The sequence below is a fragment of the uncultured Campylobacter sp. genome (genome assembly GCF_937996225.1).
GTDB lineage: Bacteria > Campylobacterota > Campylobacteria > Campylobacterales > Campylobacteraceae > Campylobacter_B.
Genome location: NZ_CALKTC010000076.1, coordinates 1 through 19,628, shown reverse-complemented (window position 1 = coordinate 19,628; position 19,628 = coordinate 1). Strand labels below are relative to the sequence as shown.

General features: G+C 49.8%; 20 protein-coding genes and 1 pseudogene. 1 reads left to right on the top strand and 20 read right to left on the bottom strand.

The annotated features are described in order from the left end of the window. Positions 1-258: 258 nt before the first annotated feature. The 4 genes and pseudogenes from Q0174_RS09050 to Q0174_RS09030 all read right to left on the bottom strand — a co-directional run bounded on the left by Q0174_RS09050 (position 259) and on the right by Q0174_RS09030 (position 3,854). The gene (locus Q0174_RS09050; protein ID WP_297923661.1) at positions 259-750 is read right to left on the bottom strand and encodes a hypothetical protein; all 492 of its coding nucleotides are present in this window, start codon (positions 748-750) and stop codon (positions 259-261) included. A 381-nt stretch (positions 751-1,131) separates the two neighbouring features. Next, complete coding sequence (locus Q0174_RS09045; protein ID WP_298043440.1) at positions 1,132-1,803, bottom strand: NapC/NirT family cytochrome c; 672 nt, start codon at positions 1,801-1,803, stop codon at positions 1,132-1,134. Beyond that, positions 1,800-2,231: pseudogene (locus Q0174_RS11010) on the bottom strand (cytochrome c3 family protein). Before Q0174_RS11010 ends, Q0174_RS09045 begins: the two are co-directional and overlap by 4 nt. An 81-nt stretch (positions 2,232-2,312) precedes the next feature. Beyond that, on the bottom strand, positions 2,313-3,854 hold the full coding sequence (locus Q0174_RS09030) for a flavocytochrome c (protein ID WP_298043421.1): 1,542 nt from the start codon (positions 3,852-3,854) through the stop codon (positions 2,313-2,315). 155 nt (positions 3,855-4,009) lie between these two features. Here Q0174_RS09030 and Q0174_RS09025 point away from each other — a divergent pair, with 155 nt between their 5' ends. After that, on the top strand, positions 4,010-4,906 hold the full coding sequence (locus tag Q0174_RS09025) for a LysR family transcriptional regulator (protein ID WP_298043420.1): 897 nt from the start codon (positions 4,010-4,012) through the stop codon (positions 4,904-4,906). Between the two features lie 411 nt (positions 4,907-5,317). On the opposite strand, the gene Q0174_RS09020 is transcribed toward Q0174_RS09025, so the two are convergent. The 16 genes from Q0174_RS09020 to Q0174_RS08945 form a co-directional block, all read right to left on the bottom strand. Beyond that, positions 5,318-7,453 (bottom strand): hypothetical protein, encoded by a 2,136-nt coding sequence (locus Q0174_RS09020; protein WP_298043419.1) that lies wholly within the window; start codon positions 7,451-7,453, stop codon positions 5,318-5,320. Beyond that, positions 7,446-7,973 carry an outer membrane lipoprotein carrier protein LolA gene (locus Q0174_RS09015; RefSeq protein ID WP_298043417.1) on the bottom strand — a complete coding sequence of 176 codons (528 nt, stop codon included), beginning with the start codon at positions 7,971-7,973 and terminating at the stop codon, positions 7,446-7,448. Before Q0174_RS09015 ends, Q0174_RS09020 begins: the two co-directional genes overlap by 8 nt. A gap of 35 nt (positions 7,974-8,008) precedes the next feature. Next, complete coding sequence (locus Q0174_RS09010) at positions 8,009-8,554, bottom strand: thioesterase family protein (RefSeq protein ID WP_298043416.1); 546 nt, start codon at positions 8,552-8,554, stop codon at positions 8,009-8,011. Further along, positions 8,541-9,665: a hypothetical protein gene (locus Q0174_RS09005; protein ID WP_298043415.1), complete on the bottom strand. Its 1,125-nt coding sequence runs from the start codon at positions 9,663-9,665 to the stop codon at positions 8,541-8,543. Before Q0174_RS09005 ends, Q0174_RS09010 begins: the two co-directional genes overlap by 14 nt. Further along, a complete protein-coding gene (locus Q0174_RS09000; RefSeq protein WP_298043414.1) occupies positions 9,658-10,632 on the bottom strand; it encodes a glycosyltransferase family 2 protein in 975 nt (324 codons plus the stop codon). The genes Q0174_RS09005 and Q0174_RS09000 overlap by 8 nt, the downstream gene beginning before the upstream one ends. Further along, on the bottom strand, positions 10,613-12,757 hold the full coding sequence (locus Q0174_RS08995; protein WP_298043412.1) for an AMP-binding protein: 2,145 nt from the start codon (positions 12,755-12,757) through the stop codon (positions 10,613-10,615). Before Q0174_RS08995 ends, Q0174_RS09000 begins: the two co-directional genes overlap by 20 nt. Further along, on the bottom strand, positions 12,738-13,277 hold the full coding sequence (locus tag Q0174_RS08990; protein WP_298043411.1) for a DNA gyrase subunit B: 540 nt from the start codon (positions 13,275-13,277) through the stop codon (positions 12,738-12,740). The genes Q0174_RS08995 and Q0174_RS08990 overlap by 20 nt, the downstream gene beginning before the upstream one ends. Positions 13,278-13,979: 702 nt before the next feature. After that, positions 13,980-14,258: an acyl carrier protein gene (locus Q0174_RS08985; RefSeq protein ID WP_298043410.1), complete on the bottom strand. Its 279-nt coding sequence runs from the start codon at positions 14,256-14,258 to the stop codon at positions 13,980-13,982. Next, a complete protein-coding gene (locus tag Q0174_RS08980) occupies positions 14,251-14,517 on the bottom strand; it encodes a phosphopantetheine-binding protein (RefSeq protein ID WP_177388711.1) in 267 nt (88 codons plus the stop codon). The genes Q0174_RS08985 and Q0174_RS08980 overlap by 8 nt, the downstream gene beginning before the upstream one ends. Next, positions 14,514-15,269: a lysophospholipid acyltransferase family protein gene (locus tag Q0174_RS08975; RefSeq protein WP_298043408.1), complete on the bottom strand. Its 756-nt coding sequence runs from the start codon at positions 15,267-15,269 to the stop codon at positions 14,514-14,516. The genes Q0174_RS08980 and Q0174_RS08975 overlap by 4 nt, the downstream gene beginning before the upstream one ends. Next, a complete protein-coding gene (locus Q0174_RS08970; RefSeq protein WP_298043406.1) occupies positions 15,266-15,811 on the bottom strand; it encodes a hypothetical protein in 546 nt (181 codons plus the stop codon). The genes Q0174_RS08975 and Q0174_RS08970 overlap by 4 nt, the downstream gene beginning before the upstream one ends. Then, positions 15,801-16,346, bottom strand: coding sequence for a hypothetical protein (locus Q0174_RS08965; RefSeq protein WP_298043405.1), 546 nt, complete (start codon positions 16,344-16,346; stop codon positions 15,801-15,803). The genes Q0174_RS08970 and Q0174_RS08965 overlap by 11 nt, the downstream gene beginning before the upstream one ends. Beyond that, the gene (locus Q0174_RS08960; RefSeq protein WP_298043403.1) at positions 16,336-17,871 is read right to left on the bottom strand and encodes a beta-ketoacyl synthase chain length factor; all 1,536 of its coding nucleotides are present in this window, start codon (positions 17,869-17,871) and stop codon (positions 16,336-16,338) included. Before Q0174_RS08960 ends, Q0174_RS08965 begins: the two co-directional genes overlap by 11 nt. Then, the gene (locus tag Q0174_RS08955) at positions 17,861-18,283 is read right to left on the bottom strand and encodes an excinuclease ABC subunit A (protein ID WP_298043402.1); all 423 of its coding nucleotides are present in this window, start codon (positions 18,281-18,283) and stop codon (positions 17,861-17,863) included. Before Q0174_RS08955 ends, Q0174_RS08960 begins: the two co-directional genes overlap by 11 nt. Positions 18,284-18,293: 10 nt before the next feature. Continuing rightward, positions 18,294-19,523 carry a beta-ketoacyl-ACP synthase gene (locus Q0174_RS08950; RefSeq protein ID WP_298043401.1) on the bottom strand — a complete coding sequence of 410 codons (1,230 nt, stop codon included), beginning with the start codon at positions 19,521-19,523 and terminating at the stop codon, positions 18,294-18,296. Then, complete coding sequence (locus Q0174_RS08945; RefSeq protein WP_298043439.1) at positions 19,517-19,591, bottom strand: hypothetical protein; 75 nt, start codon at positions 19,589-19,591, stop codon at positions 19,517-19,519. The genes Q0174_RS08950 and Q0174_RS08945 overlap by 7 nt, the downstream gene beginning before the upstream one ends. Positions 19,592-19,628: the final 37 nt, after the last annotated feature.

The following is a 19,628-nucleotide window of genomic DNA, read 5'->3' as shown; positions in this document are numbered from 1 at the left end:
TCATCGTGCATTATCAAACGGGCTCGTGCTTGATAAATGTTTCATCCTAGCTCCTTAAATTTAAACATGCTCTTAAATTTTAAATGAAACGGAGGTAAAATTTATCTAAAATTTTGCCGCAGAGCTTTGACATACCGAAATTTAAATAAAGCTTGGGTGTTGAAATTTTGACGAGGATTTTGTTCTGCGCGCTTTATAGGAATTTTAAATTTATAAAAATTTTAGAGATTTCCTTACAATTACAAGAAATATACCTTTCTAGCGTTTTAAATCTTTTGATACGAAAGTTACTTGAATATTTTCTTTCGGGACAAATTTATTTAAACTTGCACCGCCCCTATACTCTTCTAATGCGTCTTTTAAAATTTTAACTATCTCATCCCTTGATATACCATAAGTATGGGTTTTTATAGACTTTAATTCATATAAGATTTTAAAAGGGTTGTCCGTAATTTTTGTGCTAGTATTTTTATTGTTTATATCTCTTAAATCAAGCTCAATATCTTGATCATCATAGTGCAAAACCCAGATCCGTTCCCCGCTCCATCCGTCTCTATGATCTGGCAAATGTAAATTAACGACAGATATTAGCCAAACGTCTCTTTGCCTATCAATCACCCAGCAGAGTTGATCAATTAAATAATCCGAGTATTCTTCTTCATTATACTTGCGGCAGCATGTATTTATAATGTTTATAATATCATATTTCTCCAAGTCCTCTTTAGAAATATATTCCGCTACAAACGCCATCGCTTCCTCCTAAAATTTTAATTCGATTATACCCTCGATAATTTATGCTAGCCTTATGCTCTCATAACGTGAGTATGAAATTTTAAGTTAGTACTATAGTAAGGCTCATAGAGATGCAATTGTAAGGGTTTTTGTGGATACTTTTCGTTTACGACCTGGCGAGTAAGAAGCATATAAACTTAAGTTGCGGGCGGTTGGTTTAAATATAGTCTGATAGATGAAATTTTAAATCGAGAATTCGGGTAAATTTTAAATCTAAAAGCTGATAAATTTAATAAACACCTCACAAAAATTTCGTCAAAATTTCAAAAATCCCGTCAAGGTCTCAGCTAAACCTCGGCGGAATTTTAAAATTTAGAAATTCTAGGATTTCAAGCGGCGTTATTTCTTCGCGCTAGAAGCGTCCATAAAGGCCTGCTCTTCGGCGCTCGGTTTGTATTCGTCGCCGAAAAATTCCTTCTTCGCCTTGATCTTTTCCTGCATCATCTTCTTTTCGTAAATTTTATACGTCGGTCGCCAGTACTCTAGGTAGTTGCGAAGCCCAATGCCGTGTCCCGCGCTTACGTGGCAGCTCGCGCATTTTAGCTCGCGCTCGGTGCCTAGGAGCTTTTTGTAATGCGCGTGCATGCGCTGTGCTTGCTCGGAGGTGATCTTGCTGTCGATCACGGTGGCGTGGCAGCTCGTGCAGCCGTTGTCAAACACATAGTGTTCGCGCTCTTCGCGCCTTTTGTTCCAGTCATATTTTTCGGGCTCGTCGAAGAAGTGCGAATAGCCCTCCAGCACGCCGTTTTTGGCCTTTTGATAGACGTATTTTACGATATTGTCGTGCGGTAGGTGACAATCGACGCATTTGGCTTTGACGCCCGTTTTGCCCTTGCCCGAGTGGACGTCCTCTTGATAGGCGATCACCATCGGATCCATCTCGTGGCAGACGTCGCAGAATTTATCGGTGCTAGTTTTTTCAAGCGCGTAATGCACTGGCACGACGACGAAAAACCCTATAATGCCGCTTATTAAGATGATAAGTGCTAGTAATTTTTTAGAAATTCTCATGGCGTCACCCCCATCCATTGCGGCACTTCGTGCTCGTGGCATTCGGTACACATATTCGTAGATGCCTTGTGCTCGTTGTGGCATTCGTCGCAGTATAGCGTAGGACCGTCGTGGACGGAGTTGTGCGGATTGGCCTTGAGCGTATCCATAAATTTAAGCCTCAAAGCGAGCTTCTTTTTGTCGCCGTGGCAGCTGATACAGCCTTTGTCGCCGATATTTTTAAATTTTGACGGATCGCTTCCTTAATTTATGTGGCAATCGACGCAGTCAAACGACAAATGCTCGTGATGAGGTTTGATTTTGTATTTTGCCCGAAGCTCATCTGAAACGACTATGTTCGTGGCGTTGGCGTCATTAGAGGGCGGCGCGCCGAACAAAGTCGCGATGATACAGCACAAAATTAATGCCGTAAAACTGAAATTTTTCATTTGCAACCTTTTAAAAAACCACCTTACCGGGTAGGCTTTTGCCGCCCGGCAAGGCTTAATAGAGCCTACGCTCCGACTAAACTAAGCGATCTGCTCGCCAGCGATCATTCCGAAAACTATGCAGTCGGTGATCGCTACGGTGCCTAAGCGACTTGCTCCGTGAGTTCCGCCGGTGATCTCGCCCGCAGCCCAAAGGCCTGGGATCGGCTTATTGGTTTTAGATGATAAGACCTCGGCTTTGGTGTTGATCTTTAGGCCGCCCATAGTGTGGTGAGGCTTCGGCGAGAGGCGGATGACGTAGAAAGGTCCCGCTTCGTTGATCTCGCTTAGCGCGCTTTCTTGCTTGCCGAACTCATCTTTTTTAGCCTTAACGCCTTCGTTGTATTTTTTAACGCTCTGCTTTAAAGCATCGGCAGGCACGCCGTATTTACTAGCGATCTCATCTAGGCTTGCGCATTCGCCTACTAGCTTGCCGCTTGCCATGCCCTTGGAAATCACCTCTTCGCTTAGGTCTTTAAACGCCATTTTTGTGTCTGCAAAGGTTATCGGATAGGCTTTCGGATCCTCGCGTAAAATTTTAAACTCCGCGTCCGCGCGAGTCTTGCGATCTGCAAGCTCGTTCATAAAGCGTTTGCCCGTGCGAACGTCCACGGCGATACCGTATTTAAAGGTGCCTTGCTGAGTTAGGATCGGAGCGGTACCAAAGCCCTTCTCATCGGGGCTCGCCCACGGACCGAACTGGATCCAATCGACTTGCACCGGATACGCGCCGATCTCAAAGGCTTTTAGTAGCACGCCCGCGGTAGCTCCCGCGTGATTTGTGCTATCGACATCATCAGGGATGCGCGGATCTTGAAGCTTGCGGAAAATTTTATCGCGGCAAAATCCGCCCGCTGCGAGTACTACGCCTTTTTTGGCTTTGAGCGTCTTTTTTGTACCGCTGGTGTTTTCAAGATCGTCGCTGTAAAGATTTGGATCAAATTTATACTCCTCGCGGATCACGACGCCCGCTACGCGACCTTCGTCCATTACGAAATCGTCAAATTTGGCGCGGCGGCGAAGCTCGCAGCCCTTATCTTTTAGTGCTTCAAATTTTTCAAGCATCGGCTGGATGTAGCCAGAGCCGCTATCATTTGTAGTTAGCATCGAGCGCGCGACGCTGTGTCCGCCGAAGTGCGCGCAGTGATCCATCTTAAATTGCACGCCGCTATCGACGAGAAATTTAAACGCGTCCAAGCCGCGATCGGCTAGGGTGCTTAAAAGCTCAGGGTGGTTGATGCCAAGTCCCGCTTTTAGGCAGTCGTTCATAAATAGCTCTTTGCTGTCTTTGATGCCAGTTTTTTCCTGCACGGGGTTCATTGGCACGCTCATACCGCCGCCGTTGATGACGGAGTTTCCGCCGATGCGGCCCATCTTTTCGAGAATCAAGACTTTGTTGCCTTTCTCGGCTGCTTTTAAGCCCGCCGCAAGTCCTGCAAACCCGCTACCGATGATGATTACATCCCACTCTTCGTCAAATTTGATGTCCTTTGCGTCCACTGCGCTTGCTTGCGCATTTACAGCGCCAAGCGCAAGTGCGCCGGCTCCTACCATACCCATTTTCAGTATGTCGCGTCTCTGCATATTTGCCCCTTTACTTAGAGATTTTTTAACCTTAAAGATTAATATCGTAATTTTATATCAAATCTTTATGTAAGTCAAATGTTATTTGGTATATAATTTAATAGCTAAAGGCTATAAAATTTCAACCGAAGGGGCAAAAAATAAGCCTGCGACATATGGAATTTGCGGTAAAAATTTCGGAGCTTAAAAGCTTTACAAAAGCTGCGAGCGAGCTTGGAATCGCGCAGCCGTCGCTTTCTAAGAGCATTATGCTTTTAGAAAAGGAGCTCGGGATCGAAATTTTCGATAGAAAAAACGGGCTTGAGCTTACCTATGCAGGCGAAATTTACATTGCCAGAGCGAAAAATATGCTTAGGCTCAATAAGGAGCTAAATAACGAAATCCGCGGGCTTTCGTCGATTAAGACGGGCAAGCTCGTAATCGGCGCGACCTCGACCAGCTTTAAATTTATCGAAAAGATCATCGCGATGTTTTACAGTAGGTTTTCCAAAGCCGACATCAGGGTCGTGCACGCTCACTCCGAGCCCGCGCTCATCGAGATGCTAAAAAGCGGTGAGCTTGACATCGTCTATGCCGCGCACTTCGGCGAGCTTTCTGCGGAGGGGCTTGAGTGCGAGTTTATAAAAAAGCGCAGGCTGCTTCTAAGCGTCTGCTCCTCTCATCCCGCCGTTTCGCGAGCGAGTATAAATTCTACAGAGAAATACCCCAAAATCGCACTTAGCGAGTTCAAATCCGATAAATTTGCAATCAGCAGTAAAATTTTAAAAAGTGAGTCGAATTTCAAAAAGATCTTCGAAAATGCGGGCTTTACGCCTCAAATTTTCTGCGACACCTCCTATCTGTACGTGGCTAACGCGATGGTTGCGGCGGGGCTTTGCGTCAGCTTCAGCTTCGCGCGGTACATTTTTGAGACGCAAAAGGACTACATCACGCTCTTTGACGTCGCGGATGAGCCGCTTTTGGACGTATCGTTTTCGGTTGTGTATAAAAAGCCCTCCAAGCTCGCAAAGGAATTTATAAAGATGATAAAAGCGGGGAAAAACGGCGAGTAGGGCGGTCTGCGGCGCGCAAATTTAAATTTAATAACGCGCCGCAAGGGTTTAAATTTAATAACGCACCGCAAAGGTTTAAATTTAAAAATGCACTGCATTGGCTTAAATTTAATAACCGCCGCAAGGCGCTGCGCCAAAACCCCACTTTAAAATTTATCCTGCAATCTTGCTCATTAAATTTTGGCTCATAACTTGCTTGGCTGAAATTTCATCTAGAATTTTATCTCGCGCCCCAATCGGTTAAATTTTATCTTGCATATGCAGACTAAATTTTATCTTGCGGCGCTTTAGATTAAATTTTCAGTCGTGGCGGCTGCGTAAATTTACGGCGTGCTCTTTTTGTAAAATTTTATCTACAAGCGGGGCAAAGAGCGTCTATTCAGTGCTTTCAGCTCTTTGGATACCGCTTGATTAGCTTTTCTTGCTCGCCGCTAAAACTTGCGCTAAGATCGCCGCTAGCGCGATATTGAGGCTGACGCAGAGCCCAAACAGCGCCACGGCCTTGGTGGAGCTGAAAGCGAGCGTAAAAAAAGAGATTATGCTGGTAAGAGACGCTAGCGTGATGCCGAAAATTTTATCGCTAAGCGCCATTTTGTCGTTGTTTGCAAAGATCATATAGTCTATCCCCACGGCGCCTGAGAGGATCAGCGCAAAGATCGCAAAAATATTCACGCTCACGCCGAATGCGCTAAGCAGGGCGAGCACGGCCAAATTTGTCGCAAAAACGCAGATGACGATCAGCCACGCCGTTCGCGCGCCGAAAAACGCCCACAGCAATGCGAGCGCGAGCGCGTATGCGGCACATTTTAGATACAAGGCGTTGATTTTGATCTGTGAAAACGCCTCGCTTATGGCGCTTCGCATGTTTAGATGCAGCGCGCCCATCTGCGCGGCAAGCTCGCTTACGGCTGCTTTATCGCGCACGCCGCGCAAAAAAGCGATATGCGGATCGATGCTCGGCATCGCGGCAAAAAGAATGGAGCTTCTAGCTTGCTCGTAGCTTAAAATGGGTGCATCCGCGATCTTGGCAAAGTTTGCGTCTACGAGCTCGCGACTAAGCCCGAGACGTAAAAATGCGCTTCTATCGTAGTTTGCAAAGGCCTGCTTGATAAAGCTCTGCGTAGCTGGATCCAAAATCGGCGCGCCGGCGTATGAGTCCGCAAGACCGCGCGCTACGATCTCTTTGGCTACCGCGCTCGCGTTGTTGCCCACGATCAGATCGAAGCTGGAGCCTCCGATGCTTGCGAGCTTGGCGCTCATCGCGATTAGGTTTTTATCCAAGCTCGCGTATTCGCTGACGTCGTCCTTAAGCTCCATTTTAAAATACAAAAACGCAAGCAGCGCCGCGCAAACGAGAATGAGCGCTTTTGGGCTTAGGCTTATCTTGCAAAGAGCCTTTGCGTAGAGTTCAAGAGCTTTTGCAAAGAGCGGGGCGGGGCGAAATTCCGCCCCGGCAAGTAGTAGCGGCAGGGCGAAGTAGCTAAAGTAAAATGCCCCCGCAAGTGCGGCTATAGCAAAGATCGCGATCTCTTTTAGCAAAAAAAACGGGCTAAATAAAAATACGAAGTAGCCTCCGGCCGTGATGAAAAACCCTAGAAGTAGGATGTTTCGCATGCTTTTTATCGAGCGAGCCTCGATTTTGCGCGCGATGTTTGCACCGAGCCAATGCACCGCGTAATCCAGCATCAGCCCGATTAGGCTCGTCGAAACCACGGCGCTTAGGATGTGGATCGAGCCGCGGATCGCCATCGTAGCCGCTACGCCGCAGGCAAGCCCGAAAAGCGCGGGCAGCAGCAGGCAGAAGATCCGTGCGCGCGAAAATGCCGCCAGCAGCAGCGCCGCGCACAGGCTAAGCGAAACGGCGCCCGCGACGGAGCTTTCGCGCACGCCCGCGCTTTTGCCCAATGCGCTAAATAGGGCGGTGCCGGAGATTAAAATTTCGCTCTTTTGCGCTTCGTGCACCAGAGTGCTAAGCGCGTCGTCGTTTGCTTTCGGAGCCAATTTAGCCGTAGCGAAGTAGTGCGGCGCGCCGTCAATGATCGTGATGAAGCGGTTTTGCGCAGGATCGAGTTTGATAGCGCCGCGAGAGCTGAGGCGCGAGTGAAGGCTGAGCGAGAAAAAGTCCTGCGAGAGGCTAAGCGGACGAAATTTTGAATAAATCTCACGTGCGCTGCGCTCAAAAAAGGTCTGCGGATCGCTTTTTAAAAGCTCCACGCTCGCATCATCGAGCATCGCGGGCGCAAAGCGCGCAAGCTCGCTCTGATACACGCTCGCGTCCTTTACCTCGTAAATTATGCTCTCAAAAAGCCCGCTTTTTTGCATATCTGCAATGAACGTGTCAAAGCTCGCTCTCTCTGCGCTTGCGACGATGATTTGCCTTGCGATCTCGCGGTTGAAATCCTCGACGCTCTGTTTCTGCTCGCCCGAAATTTCAATGCCGCTTAGCTCGTAAAAATCGGAATTTATGCGGTTTAAATTTAACGCTATAAAGGCGCAAAGCGCGATAAAAATCGCGCCGAATACCGTTAGGATCGCGCTCTTACTCATCTAAGCTCACGACGCTCGAAAATACGTTTTCGCTCACGTCGCCGTTAGCGCTATTGATCCGCAGCACTCTGACGTAGGCACCGCCCTCGATCACGATATTTTTAAAGATATTTTGCAGCATCCCTTTTGGGCTTAGCTCGGCGCGCCACGCATCTTTGCTGCCGCTTAGCGCGATCGAGAAATTTTTGCTAAGTCGCGCTACGTCCAGGCGCGAGATCGCCAAAAAGGTGTCCTTATCAAAAAGCGAATCGGCGCTTTTGACCCACGCCGCGCCGCTACGCTCAAAGACGCCGTCCGCGCCGATTTTTAGCTCGCTTCGCACTGGCTTTAGCGTCGTCCAAAATAGCTCGCCGCCTTTGATTTTAAACTCGCCGCTGCTTCGTACGGGCTCGGCAAAGCCCTCGATGCTGAGCGTTTCGCTAAATTTGCCGCCGATATTGTCGGTCTTAAGCGCCAGATCGCTTACTTCAAGCGCGCTCGCAAGTCCCAAAATCGCCAAAAATAAAGCTAAAATTTTCATCGTAGTCCTTTAAATTTTATGCTCGCTAAAAAATTTCATTGTCCATTATCGCTAGGCAAAATTTCATTCGCCGCGGCGTTTTTAGGGTGGTTTTGCTCGGACGCGGCTTTGTTCGCTGCCAAAATTTTATCTGCTGCTGAAATTTTATCTACTATTGAAATTTTACTCGCGGGATTTTTCTTTGCTAAAATTTTATCCGCGCACGCCCTTAGCTGCGGCGGTATCTCATACAGCGTCCTTTTGGAATCAAGCTCCACCGCGGCTTGCGACGTGGTTGCCTTGGCTAGGAGCGCGCCGGATGGGCTTTTTATGCGGTAGGAAAATTTTATTATCGTGTCGCACTCGAGCAGCTCGATGCTCACCGCAACCTCGTCGTCAAAAAGTATCGGCGCGATAAATTTAAACTCCATTTTGATAATGGGATATATAAATCCATCGTCTCTCATCTGCATATATGTGTAGCCCGCGTCGCGCCAAAACTCGCATCTAGCGTCCTCGCAGAGCTTTACGTAGTTGCCGTGCCACATCACGCCCATCGGATCGGCGTCGTAAAATCTGGCGCGAAATTTATACTCTTTCATTCTTCTCTCCGCTATGAAATTTTTCGTCTTGCGCGGCGGATTTTGCGGCGGCTAAATTTGAATTATTTAAATTTAGCGCGGTATCCGAGCTCGCCGTACTTTTTAAATTCGGTGCGGTATTTGAACTCGCTGTATCTTTTAAATCCGCTGCGCCATTTAAATTTGACGCAGTATCCATGCTCGTCTCGCCGAGATTTTGCGTGGCGGCGCGCTTTGCATCGCTCGCGTTTTTTCCTTGTGCCCAAAAATCAAAGAAATTATACCACTGAGAAGGAAATTCTTTGGCATAAAGCTCGAGCTGTCGCACGTAGCATTTAAGCGGCGGTGCTACAGATCGCGCCTTGTCGCGGCTCTTTAGCGGCGCAGGTAGCGGCTGCAGCCGAAGCTCGCGCCCCTCGCGACCTTCGTAGCACCATAGGCTAAATAGCGGCGCGCCTAAAATTTTAGCGAGTAGATAGCCGCCGATCGGGAAATTTGCGCTACGCCCTAAAAAATCCTCGCTTTGAAATTTATCTGAGCCCACCGGCATGCGATCGCCCATTATCGCGATGTGCTCGCCGTTTTGCAGCAGCTCTTTGATTTGCAGCATCTCGCCGATGCCAAGCTCGCCGACGTAGAGAATTTTCACGCCGCCGCCCATTTTTTCGATAAATTTCATAAAATTTTCGCTGTGTTTACGAAAGATCAGCACGTTGATTTTTATCCCCGCCGTGCTTGCCGAAAGGGCGCGCGCGATCTCGGTGTTGCCGAAGTGCGAAGTGATTAAAATTCTGCCCGTTCCGTCGCTCAAAAGCTCCTTCATACCGCTTTGCACGCGAATTTGATCCAGCGCGATCTTGCCGTTCCAAACCGCGATTTTTTCGCACAGACTGAGGGAAAATTTATAAAAATTCGCGTAAATTTCGCGGGCCTTGGGCTCGCGATCAAGCGCGCGCCGCAAAAACTCCCTGATCGTGCGTCGCTCATTTTTAAGCAGCGCAAAATAGATCGCCGAGATAAAAAGTGCGGTAGCTCGCATACAAAAATCAGGCGTGTGAAGCGTGATGAAGCGGGCTAAATTTAAAAGCGCTGCGCCCGCCTTTTCGTTGTTTTCGCTCCAGTGTTTAGCCATCGCGCCCGTCCTTTGCGGCGGCATGTTGCGACGAGGCATTTACGAGCGAACTTTGCGCTGCGGCTTTGTCGCCGCATTTTTCGGTACCAGCTTTTTCGTTTGCGCCGCCGTCCATCTCCTCTTTCGCACCTTTGCAACTATCGCGCCGCGCGCCGCTGCAAAGGTTTTGCCCCGCTATCCCTTGCAAAATTTCGTCTGCGCTCTGCTGCGAAACATCCTGCAAGCCGCGCTTTTTAAATTTATCGCAAGCGCGCTTTAGCGCCCTTTTTGCAAGCCAAAGCGGAAGTCCGCAAAATAGCCTAGCGTGCATCAGCGAAATTCCGAAATTATCTCGAAACGGCGCGAAGTGGCTCACCCCGCCCGCTTCGTAGCGCACCGCCAGATCGAGCCATTTTATCTCTAGCCCCGCGCGCGCGGCCAGAATTAAAATTTCGGCATCAAAGCCCATCCTGCGGCTTTTCGTGCGGGACAGAAGCGGCACGATCCCCTCTAGCGGGTAAATTCTAAAGCCACACATCGCGTCTTTTATGCGGTGCGAAAGGGTGTTTATCACGCACCAAAAATTCATTATCTTGCGTCCGTGTAGGCGGGATTTGGGCGCGCTTTCGTCATATACGGGAGCGGCACAGATCAGCGCGGCGGGCTGCCGCGCCGCAAACGCCAAAAATTCCTCGCATCTGCTTACGTCGTGCTGAAAGTCCGCATCGATCTGAAAGGCATGCGTAAATCCAAGCTCCTTCGCCCACGCCAGCCCGTTGCACACTGCAGCGCCTTTGCCGCCGTTTTGCGCGCGTGTGTAAATTTGAGCTGCAAGCCCATTCAGCGCGCTTTTGCTCGCTTCGTCGCTGCCGTCGTCTATGATTAGCACGGGCGCGATGGGCGCTAGGGCGCTTACGAGCTCGGCGATATGCGCGGGGTGGTTGAAGTAGGGCAGCAAAAACGCGGGCTTAAAGGCAGATTCTTCCACTGGCGCAGACCTTATCGTTTGAAATTTCAAAGCGGAGCTTGCCGCTTGCCTCGGTGATTTTGATTGAAATTTCATCGCCCGGGCGGATGAAATTCGTAAATTTTAAATTTTCTATCTTTTGCATGTTGTCCAGCTCGTAGCCGAGGGCTTTTGCGCAGATCAATACGAAGCGAAGCTGCATAAACGCGGGCACCAGCGCAAATCGCGCAAAGTGTCCGTCGAAATAAAAGTCGCTGGCTCGCACCTTCGCGCGAAACTCATTCTCCGCGCTCCGCTCGAAAACGGGCACTTCGTAGCGCTGCAGGGCGCTTAAAAAGTCCTTTTTGCTTAGCTTGCCCTGCTCGTTAAAAGGCAGCTTGCTCGCGATTTTGAAGTAGCGCAAAATCGCGCCGAATTCAGGCTTCAAAAAGGCCTTTAGCTCGTCCGTGACGCCCTTTTTACCGCCTGCGCGAAACGCCTGCTCGCCGCGCTCGCTAAGCTTGATAAGAGCTACGGCGCGGTCGCGCTGCGGGTGCAGATCGATCCTGCACTCGCCGATAAATTCGTGCGAGCGGAGTTTGGCTTCGAGCAGATCGAGGCTCACGCGGTTTTCGTTGATTTTGACGGTGCGGTCGCCGCGCCCCAAAAGCGTGATCTCATCTGCGCGCACATAGCCGAAATCGCGGCTTTCGAAGCGCTCACACCAAGGCGAGCTGATCGTAAACTCTCCCGTTTGCAAAAATTTGTCGGCGGGCGGCTTTGTCGTAAATTTATCGCAAAGCCCCTCTGCCTGCGTAAATTTATCATCGTGTTTCGTCGCAGAGCTCGGTGCGGAGCTGTTTTCTGTATCAGTCGCGGTTTTATCGCCAGCGTCTGCATTAAATTTAGACGCCTGCTCGCCCGAGCAGTTTGTATCTTGCCCGTCCGCATTTTGCTCGCCCACACAGCGCGTTTTAGGCTCTGCCGTAGAATTTTCGCCGCAAGAGCTTGCCGCAGGATTGAAGGGCTTGCCCTCGCGTTTTGTCGTGCCGCAGCTATCGATATCCGTGCGGATCTGCACGCTTACGGGAGCAAATTTCTTAAGCCCCGCGCCTTCGTTGCAAGCGATTACGCCCGTTTCGCTGGAGCCGTAAATATCGACGATGCGGGCACTGCTAAGCGCTCGCAAATTATCTCGGATCGCAGGACTTAGCGGCGCACCCGCGCTAAAAATGGTACCCAAAGGCGCTATGTTTGCGGCGTCTGCGTGCTCGCATAGCGCGCCGAGCACCGTGGGCGAGCTGATCAGCACGGCGCCCGCAAGATCGGCTGCGAGGATGATTTCAGGGTAGTTTAGGCCGCCTTTTTGCGTACGCGAGCCGCAAAGCAGCGGCACGAAGATGCTGAATGTGAGCCCGAACATATTTTGGTGCGAGACGCCCGATAGAAATCGATCGCTTGCGCAAAGGCCGAATCTTTCTATCAAAAATTCCGCCTCCAAAACCATATCGCGCAGGCTTTTTTCGATGTTTTTCGCCTCGCCCGTCGAGCCCGAAGTTTTGATATAAAATTTTTGATCGGCGCGCAGCAGATGCAAAGAGACATCCTCTTGCTCGTACGGCGCGTGATTTTGCGGCGCGTTTTTAGATGAAATTTTAGGCGCGGATTTTCCCGTATCGCGAGACGAAATGTTTTCTAAATCATGAGGGCTGAATTTGTCTAAATTTTGTGCTGCGGCGAGATTTGGAATTTTTACGTCGCCGCCTAGATGAAATTTGCCGCTAAATTTTGGCTCTCGCAACAGTACGGGTGCAAAGCCCGCAATCATCGCACCGAAAAAAAACGCGATAAACTCTGCTGCGTCCTCGCCGTAAATTTCGATCATCGGTGCGCTTTTTTGCTCTTGCGTCTGCGTCGTTTGCGTGGCGTGCGCGGTATCTGCGCTGTCGATAGAATTTTTAGCGCCATTAAAATTTGCGCTTCTGCTAGAATTTTCCGCATCTTTTAAATTTACGCTTGCCGCGCTACTTTGGGATTTGTCCGCGCCTTTTAAGCTTGCCGCTTCGCCTTGTTTGCACCCCGTTTTTGCTAAATCTCTCGCAAGAGCCGCCGCAGCAAGGATTTCGCACTCGTAAGGCTTCAAAGAATTAATCAAATTTTTTAACATAAAATTTCCTAAAAATCATCTCGCCGCCGATCAGCGCGCCGATGAGGACGTATGAGATCGCGCCGCAGTAAACGCTCCAATAAATTTTATCTCGCGGTAGCAGCAGCGCCGCGCTAAGCAGGCCGTTTAGCACAAAAAATCCGAGCCAAACTTCGGTCAGTTTGCGCGTGTAGGCGCGGCCGTGCTCGTTGAGACCTGGCTGCTTCAAAAGCGCCAGGCGCGTGATCGCAGGCGTCGATCTTAGGCTGAGTGCAAAAAGCGCCGCGAGCGAGAAATTTATTATGAGCGGATACAGATACGCGAGCGCTCCGCCGCCAAATAGGGCGCACAGCGCAAAAAATGCCGCGCTTGCGCCCTTAATAGCTCGATCTTTACTTTCAAAAACGGCTCGCGCTCCCCATAGCGCGCTCATCGCCGCGAGCAAGCAGACCCGCGCGCCGCCGTGCAAAAAATAGAGGGCGAAAGGGTAAAACACGCTCAAAATTATGGTAGCTGTTTTTAAAAATATCGTTCGTCGCAATCTTTGTAATCCTTAAATTTAGCCGCAAGGGCTTAGTTTTTTTGTCGCGGCGGTTTTAGCTTTGTCGCAGCAATTTTGTTTTACCGCGGCCGGCTAGGCTTTTGCTGCTGCGATTTTGGTTTTGCCGTGGCGGTTTTTGGTTTTGTTGCTAGCAGCGCGATCGTTGCGATCTATACCGCGCCGAGATACTTTAAATTTGACCTCGGCGCCACGGTTTTGTGTGCCATGCTTTTAAAATTTTAATTCAGCCGCACCTACCGCCTTCAAATTCTAGCCGCATCTTAAAATTTAGCTGCGCTTTAGTTTAATTCGCGGCGCTACACTCGCGATCAGATCCGTTAAATTAAATTTGGCCGAAATTTTAAAATTTTGAAATTTTATGAAAACGACGGTCTCAAAAGAAACGACGTCTTTTAAAATTTCAAAATTTGACCCAGGTACGCAGATTTAAATTTTAAAATTTTGATCCGCAAAGTGCTCTACATACTAGCCTAAAAACGGCGAGTAAGCGGGCTTTGTGCCGTGCCGCCTAAGCGCTAAGCCCGTAAAGCCGCTCTCTCCACGCTCTTTCAATTAAAACATTCGCCGCGCGCCGTCAAATAAACGACGCCTATGTTATCCGCTCGCCCGCTGCCCCGTGCCGCCGCAAAGTAAACTACCGAACCGCGACGCACTCGATCTTGTCGCGCCGCACGGCTAAATTTAACTCTCGCCGTCCGTAGTCTCCCCGCTCGCGCCCTGATCGAGCTTTGCGGCTACGGCATCCACGATGTCGCCAAGGGTCTGGATGTTTTTAAAATCATCGGGCATCAGCTTGTAGCCGGTGTTTTTCTTGACGTAATCGACCAGATCGATCGCGTCGATGCTGTCGATCTGCAGATCCTCGTAAATTCTAGCCTCCGGCACGACCTTGCTCTCGTCGATCTCAAAAAGATCCACGAGCGCCTTTTTTAAAATTTCAAAGATTTCATCTTTACTCATTTTTACTCCTATTTTCGGCGATGTATTGCGCCAAAGACGCAACGGATGAGAAAATTTGTTTTAAATTTTGGGTTTTTGAGTTAAGCACGATGCCGTATTTTTTTTGCACCAAAAGCCCGAGCTCCAGTGCATCGACCGAATCGAGCCCGAGCCCGTCGCCGAAAAGCGGCTCATCGTCATTTATGTCGCCCGGCGCGACGTCTTCGAGGTTCAGCCCCGAAATGATCAGCTCCTTAAGCTCCAAAATTTCTTCGTTCACAGATTCTCCTTTTCATATAGATTTGATATTTTTTCGTAGAGTTTGCGCACTCGGATCGGGTTTGGACGATCCGGCTCGAAGCCCGTTAGATCCAGTGCGCACAGCTCATAGAGGTAGTATTTCATTCGAACCTCGGGCGTATCGTACCATACTTGTCCTTTTTTTAGGCTTTTAGGATCCATTTTTATCGCGACGCAGTTTATGTTTTTTGCGAAATTTATCGCGATGTAAAACGCCGCTTTGTGCATGGCGATGCGATCCGCGGTGCGCGTGCCCTCTGGGAAGATGATTAGGCTTTCTCCTCGCGCAAGGGCGCTTCGGCACGCATCTATCATCGCTTCCGAGCCGGTGTTTGGGATGTAGCCCGCAGCTGCGATGGCAGCGGAGAGGAAGGGGTTTTTGCACAGGCTTTCCTTGACTACGCAGTTTGCGCGCCGTACGTGGGCTAAAAAGATCACCACGTCAAGCAGGCTGGGGTGGTTTGCGATGATGAGAGTACCGCTAGGCGGGAGCTTGCAGCGCCAGCTTACGCCGATGCTGCCGTAAAGTCGCGCTAGCAGCAAAAATATGCGCCACGAGATCATTATAAAATCGCGCACGAAATTTCGTACGACCTCTATGCGGTTTAGCCGCAGCAGCGCTACTGGGAGGAAGAGTAGGTTGCCCATCATACACAGCGCGCCGAAGCTTGCGAAGGATAACGCGATGCCGATCTGTTTGAGCTTGCGCCTTAGCGGATCTGTCTGTTTCATCGCTCGGCGCCTCTTTCGGCGGGGATTTCGCGGTTCTCGTTGGAGATTTTGCGGCTTTCGGCGGGGATTTGATGGCTCGTCATGCGGGCAGCCCCGATAAAATTTCTACGGCTTGCCGCTCGTCGCATCGCAGCGGAGTTTTTGCGGTTTTCTGTGCGCGATATTTCGGCTTGCGGCATGTGTCGAGGCAATAGAGCTTTTATGGTCTGAGCGGAGGCGATCTCGGCGCCGCGTATGTATCGAAGCAATAGAATTTTTGCGGTGCGCGGCAAACTGCGATTTTGTAGAATTCTCGCCATCCGCCATCCGCATTGTCTCGGTAAAATTTCCGCGGCTTTTCGCATGCTTCGTCGTGCGTATTGCTGCGATGGAATTTTTATCTTTTGCCGCACGTATCGTTGTAGTAGAATTTCGGCGGTTTGCCACGCGCGCCATTGCGACAAAATTTCTGCGAAGCACCATATATTCTGCTTTGGCGCCGCCGTATGACGCGCCGTCTGATCAAATTTATAGCTCGCGGCGTCGTTAAATTTAAAATTCATCGCAACTGCCTTGCCGTGCGCATCTTGCCTGGGCGTCTACTCGGTTCATCGCGCGGCTAAATTTAAACTCGTAGCCCAAGCTTTGCTTTGTTAAATTTATGAAATTTACAGCCTGCTGCGCGTACTGTTTCGGCTCGCCACATCTGTTTTTATAGCGGAATTGAGCGGTGTTTTCTACGCGCCGATGTGGTAAAATTTTTATAGCTCGCAGCTCGCACCGCTTAGGATGATTTTTTTGGGTTCGTTGCGTATGCCTCGGCGGCGCATTTTCGTAGCGCGCCTCATTGCAACGCGATTTGGAGGCGCACGGCGCGCGCCCTTTCAGCGTGCTTTTAAGATGCGCCGTTTGGGCGAGCTCGTGTTTGATAGCGCGGCTAAATTTAAAACCTTCACTATATCCGCGTTTGGCGGAGCAGTTAAATTTAAAGCTTGTCGTTCGCGCCCTTGCGGCTCCGCGTAGCCTGGGATTTTGATCAAATTTGCTCGTCTCGCCGCGCTTGCTCATGAGGTGGAATTTTACTATTTTAACGCTCACGATCTTGCCTTAAAAAAGCTGCGATTTTGGCGGGATCTTTGACGCGCCAAAGATAGTCCAAAACCCCGTCGCTGCTGCGCCATTCGCGCTTATCGGAGAGGATTTTAGCCAAAAATTTCACCGCGGTATCTAGCGGGATTTTGCCGCCTTCTTTAAAGCTTCGTAGAATTTCATTCTCGGCTCGCGGCTTCGGATTTTGTGCCTCTAGGCTCTGTGTCGTCGCGTCCGCAACGTGCGGAGAGATTTCGATCTGCACATCATCTCCGCGCTGAAACACCAGAAGTAGGGCGCAGGCGAAGTCGCAGCGCTTCAGATAGTCGTTATTTACCTCTTCAAAATAGCAGAGTAGGACGATTTTATCGTTATCCAACTTGCATTCGCCGTCCTTGCCTGCTTCATTTGCATCCTGCGCGGAGCTGGAATTTTTCGCGCTTTCTTTCAGCCTTGCAGCGGCGATTATTGCGCCGTTTTCGAGCGCGCACGCCGCAGAGATCGTCGAAATTTCGGCATGGTTTTGCGTAAAAATCGCATTTTGCGCTGCGATCGCGTTGAGTACGCTGACGCAAAAGCTCGAAGGCGAGACGCTTTCGTCCATCGAGCCAAGCAGGCTAAAACAGCGGTTGATCTCGCCCAGGCGCGAGCAAAAAACAAGCGGCATCCCCTCACGCTGCGTCGCGGTATCATCGCCTGCTTTTAAATTTTGCCTTGTCAAATTTAAGAAATTTTCATTTGCCGAATCCTGCGGCGCCGAATTTAAATTTTGCGGCATAAAATTTAAAGAATTCTCATTTGAAAAATCCTGTGGCGACGGATTTTGCGCGGCGGCGCGGCTTTTGCTCGCATCTAAATTTTTAGGCGCGAGATTTAAGGAGTTTTCCTCGGCTAAACTTTGCGGCGCATTTTGCGAAATTTCGCCTAAAAGCGAGATGCAAAGTTTTGCCCCGAGCCCCAAGCGGCGGCGCTGTAACGGCGGAATGTGCTCAAGAGCCGGCTTTTTCTTTAAAGCTTCGAGCGCTAAAATTTCATCTTTTAAGCGGGCGTGAGCAGAAATTTTTAAATTTCCTACGGAGCTGTTTTGTAAAGCCTCGCCCTCACGCGCGGCGAAATTTTTATAAAGCTCTGCCGCCTCTTCGGAGTTGCAATCAAAAGCGCGCGAGGGGTTAAATTTAGACGCATCCGCTTTGTAATTTAATCCCCGCTGCGAGTCGAGCTCGGTAGATTTTTCATTAAAATCTTCTGTAGCAAAGTTGCGCCCCGCTTTTTCGTTATTCTCGCAAGCCGCAAAATTTGCTGAATTGATGAAATTCTGCTTGCAGTCCGGAATATCTGTAAAATCTTGCGTAGAATTTAACGCGAAATCATACGTAAAATTTTGACTTGCATCGCAAGCGAGATCGGAATTTCCGCCTAAGCTTACTTCGGAAATTCCGTCCGAACAAGCGGCGAAATTTTTATAAAGCTCCGCCGGCTCGCCCGAAATTATCGCGCTTGCGTACGCTACGCCAAAGTTTAGTTTATTTTGCAATGTAGCCTCTTAGCGTGACGCCGCTCATTATCGAGCCTACGCCGCATTCAAACTCTTTGTCGCTCACGAAAACGTTTTTATAATAGTAGCTCGTGATGTTTACGACCTTGTTGCCGCCCTCTTTTTTGGCTCGGTCTTGAAAGCTAAGCAGTGCCGATAAAAACGCGCGGTTGCATGCGGCTTGATCGGTCTTGTTGATGCTGTTTGTTTTTTTATTCGAGCTTAGCTGCTGCGTGATCTTTCTGCCTGCGGATTTGTTGCCGAAGTAGAATTTTATGTTCGGATCAAGCTTAGCTTTAGCATCAGGCTCTGCGAGTGCCGCAGCGATCGGAAAGCGCATGATGTCGTTTTTGGCATAAGCCGAATTAGCGACAAAAAGCGCCGCAACTGCGAAAAATAGAAATTTTTTCATTTTCTCTCCTTTAGTCGATAAATTTTTTAAAAATCAAAGAGGTGTTTACGCCGCCGAAAGCGAAGTTGTTATTCATAACGTAATCCGTCTCTATCTCCTGCGGCTGCGTGAGGTATCTAAGCGGCGCGCACTGCGGATCGATACATTCTAAATTTAGATTCGGATAGAATAGCCCCTCGTTCATCATCATCACCGAGATGAAGCTTTCTAGCGCTCCGCACGCGCCCAAAGTATGACCCAAATAGCCTTTGTAGGAGCTCACGGGCGTTTGCGAGCCGAAAATTTCATGCGTCGCCATAGATTCCGCGACGTCGCCTTGTCTGGTCGCCGTAGCATGGGCATTTACATGCCCGATGAGATCCGGCGAAATTGCGGCATCTTTGAGCGCCAGCTGCATTGCCGCGCGCATAGTCTCGCTCTGTGGGCGGGTGATATGCGTGCCGTCACAGGTCGTGCCGAAGCCCACTATCTCGGCGTAAATTTTAGCGCCGCGCGCAAGTGCGCTTTCGAGGCTTTCTAGCACGAACATAGCGCCGCCTTCGCCCAAAACCAGTCCATCGCGCGCTATATCAAAGGGCGCGGGGCTGAGGGTAGGGGTGTCGTTTTTGCAGCTTGTCGCGTAGAGCTTGTCAAACACGAATGCCTGGCTTGGGTGTAGTTCATCCGCGCCGCCTGCCAGCATCATATCCGCAAGGCCAAATTTTATCGCTTCGTAGGAGTAGCCGATCGCTTGAGACGCGCTCGTGCACGCAGAGCTCGTGGGGATGAGCCTACCTTTTAGTCCGTAGTAGATCGCGATATTTGCAGCGACGGTGTGAGGCATCATCTTTACGTATGAGTTGGCGTTGAAGGTGCTATCCTTGCCATGCAAAATATCTATGACCTCGCCCGTAGCCTTCGCATCGCCGCTACAGCTACCCGCCGCGACGCCCATACGACCGTCTTTTATGCGCTCGTCTTTCAAAAGACCCGCATCCGCCAGGGCTTCACCCGCGGCATCTACGCCAAACATCGCTACCTTGCCCATCGAGCGGGTATCTTTGCGATTCCAGTGCGCAGGCGGCGCGTAGTTTTGTATCGGCGCGCCCAGCCTAGTGTTTAGCTCCTCGCCGAAGATATCCCATTCGCTCATATAAACCACGGCGCTTTTTTGCTGCGTCAAATTCCGCTTGATGCTCGCCCAGTCCCGCCCGAATGCACAGACGTTGCCAAAACCCGTAATAACTACTCTATTTAACATAATCCACCGTCTATTTTAATAACCTCTTTTGTGATATATGCGGAATTTTCGCTTAGTAAAAACTCCACCAAATGCGCCACCTCGCTCGGCTCGCCGATACGACCC

Coding starts and splice junctions, on each gene's coding strand:
- Q0174_RS09050 (WP_297923661.1), bottom strand. CDS start 750: ATGGCGTTTGTAGCGGAATATATTTCTAAAGAGGACTTGGAGAAATAT.
- Q0174_RS09045 (WP_298043440.1), bottom strand. CDS start 1,803: ATGAGAATTTCTAAAAAATTACTAGCACTTATCATCTTAATAAGCGGC.
- Q0174_RS09030 (WP_298043421.1), bottom strand. CDS start 3,854: ATGCAGAGACGCGACATACTGAAAATGGGTATGGTAGGAGCCGGCGCA.
- Q0174_RS09025 (WP_298043420.1), top strand. CDS start 4,010: ATGGAATTTGCGGTAAAAATTTCGGAGCTTAAAAGCTTTACAAAAGCT.
- Q0174_RS09020 (WP_298043419.1), bottom strand. CDS start 7,453: ATGAGTAAGAGCGCGATCCTAACGGTATTCGGCGCGATTTTTATCGCG.
- Q0174_RS09015 (WP_298043417.1), bottom strand. CDS start 7,973: ATGAAAATTTTAGCTTTATTTTTGGCGATTTTGGGACTTGCGAGCGCG.
- Q0174_RS09010 (WP_298043416.1), bottom strand. CDS start 8,554: ATGAAAGAGTATAAATTTCGCGCCAGATTTTACGACGCCGATCCGATG.
- Q0174_RS09005 (WP_298043415.1), bottom strand. CDS start 9,665: ATGGCTAAACACTGGAGCGAAAACAACGAAAAGGCGGGCGCAGCGCTT.
- Q0174_RS08995 (WP_298043412.1), bottom strand. CDS start 12,757: ATGTTAAAAAATTTGATTAATTCTTTGAAGCCTTACGAGTGCGAAATC.
- Q0174_RS08985 (WP_298043410.1), bottom strand. CDS start 14,258: ATGAGTAAAGATGAAATCTTTGAAATTTTAAAAAAGGCGCTCGTGGAT.
- Q0174_RS08975 (WP_298043408.1), bottom strand. CDS start 15,269: ATGAAACAGACAGATCCGCTAAGGCGCAAGCTCAAACAGATCGGCATC.
- Q0174_RS08970 (WP_298043406.1), bottom strand. CDS start 15,811: ATGAATTTTAAATTTAACGACGCCGCGAGCTATAAATTTGATCAGACG.
- Q0174_RS08955 (WP_298043402.1), bottom strand. CDS start 18,283: ATGAAAAAATTTCTATTTTTCGCAGTTGCGGCGCTTTTTGTCGCTAAT.
- Q0174_RS08950 (WP_298043401.1), bottom strand. CDS start 19,523: ATGTTAAATAGAGTAGTTATTACGGGTTTTGGCAACGTCTGTGCATTC.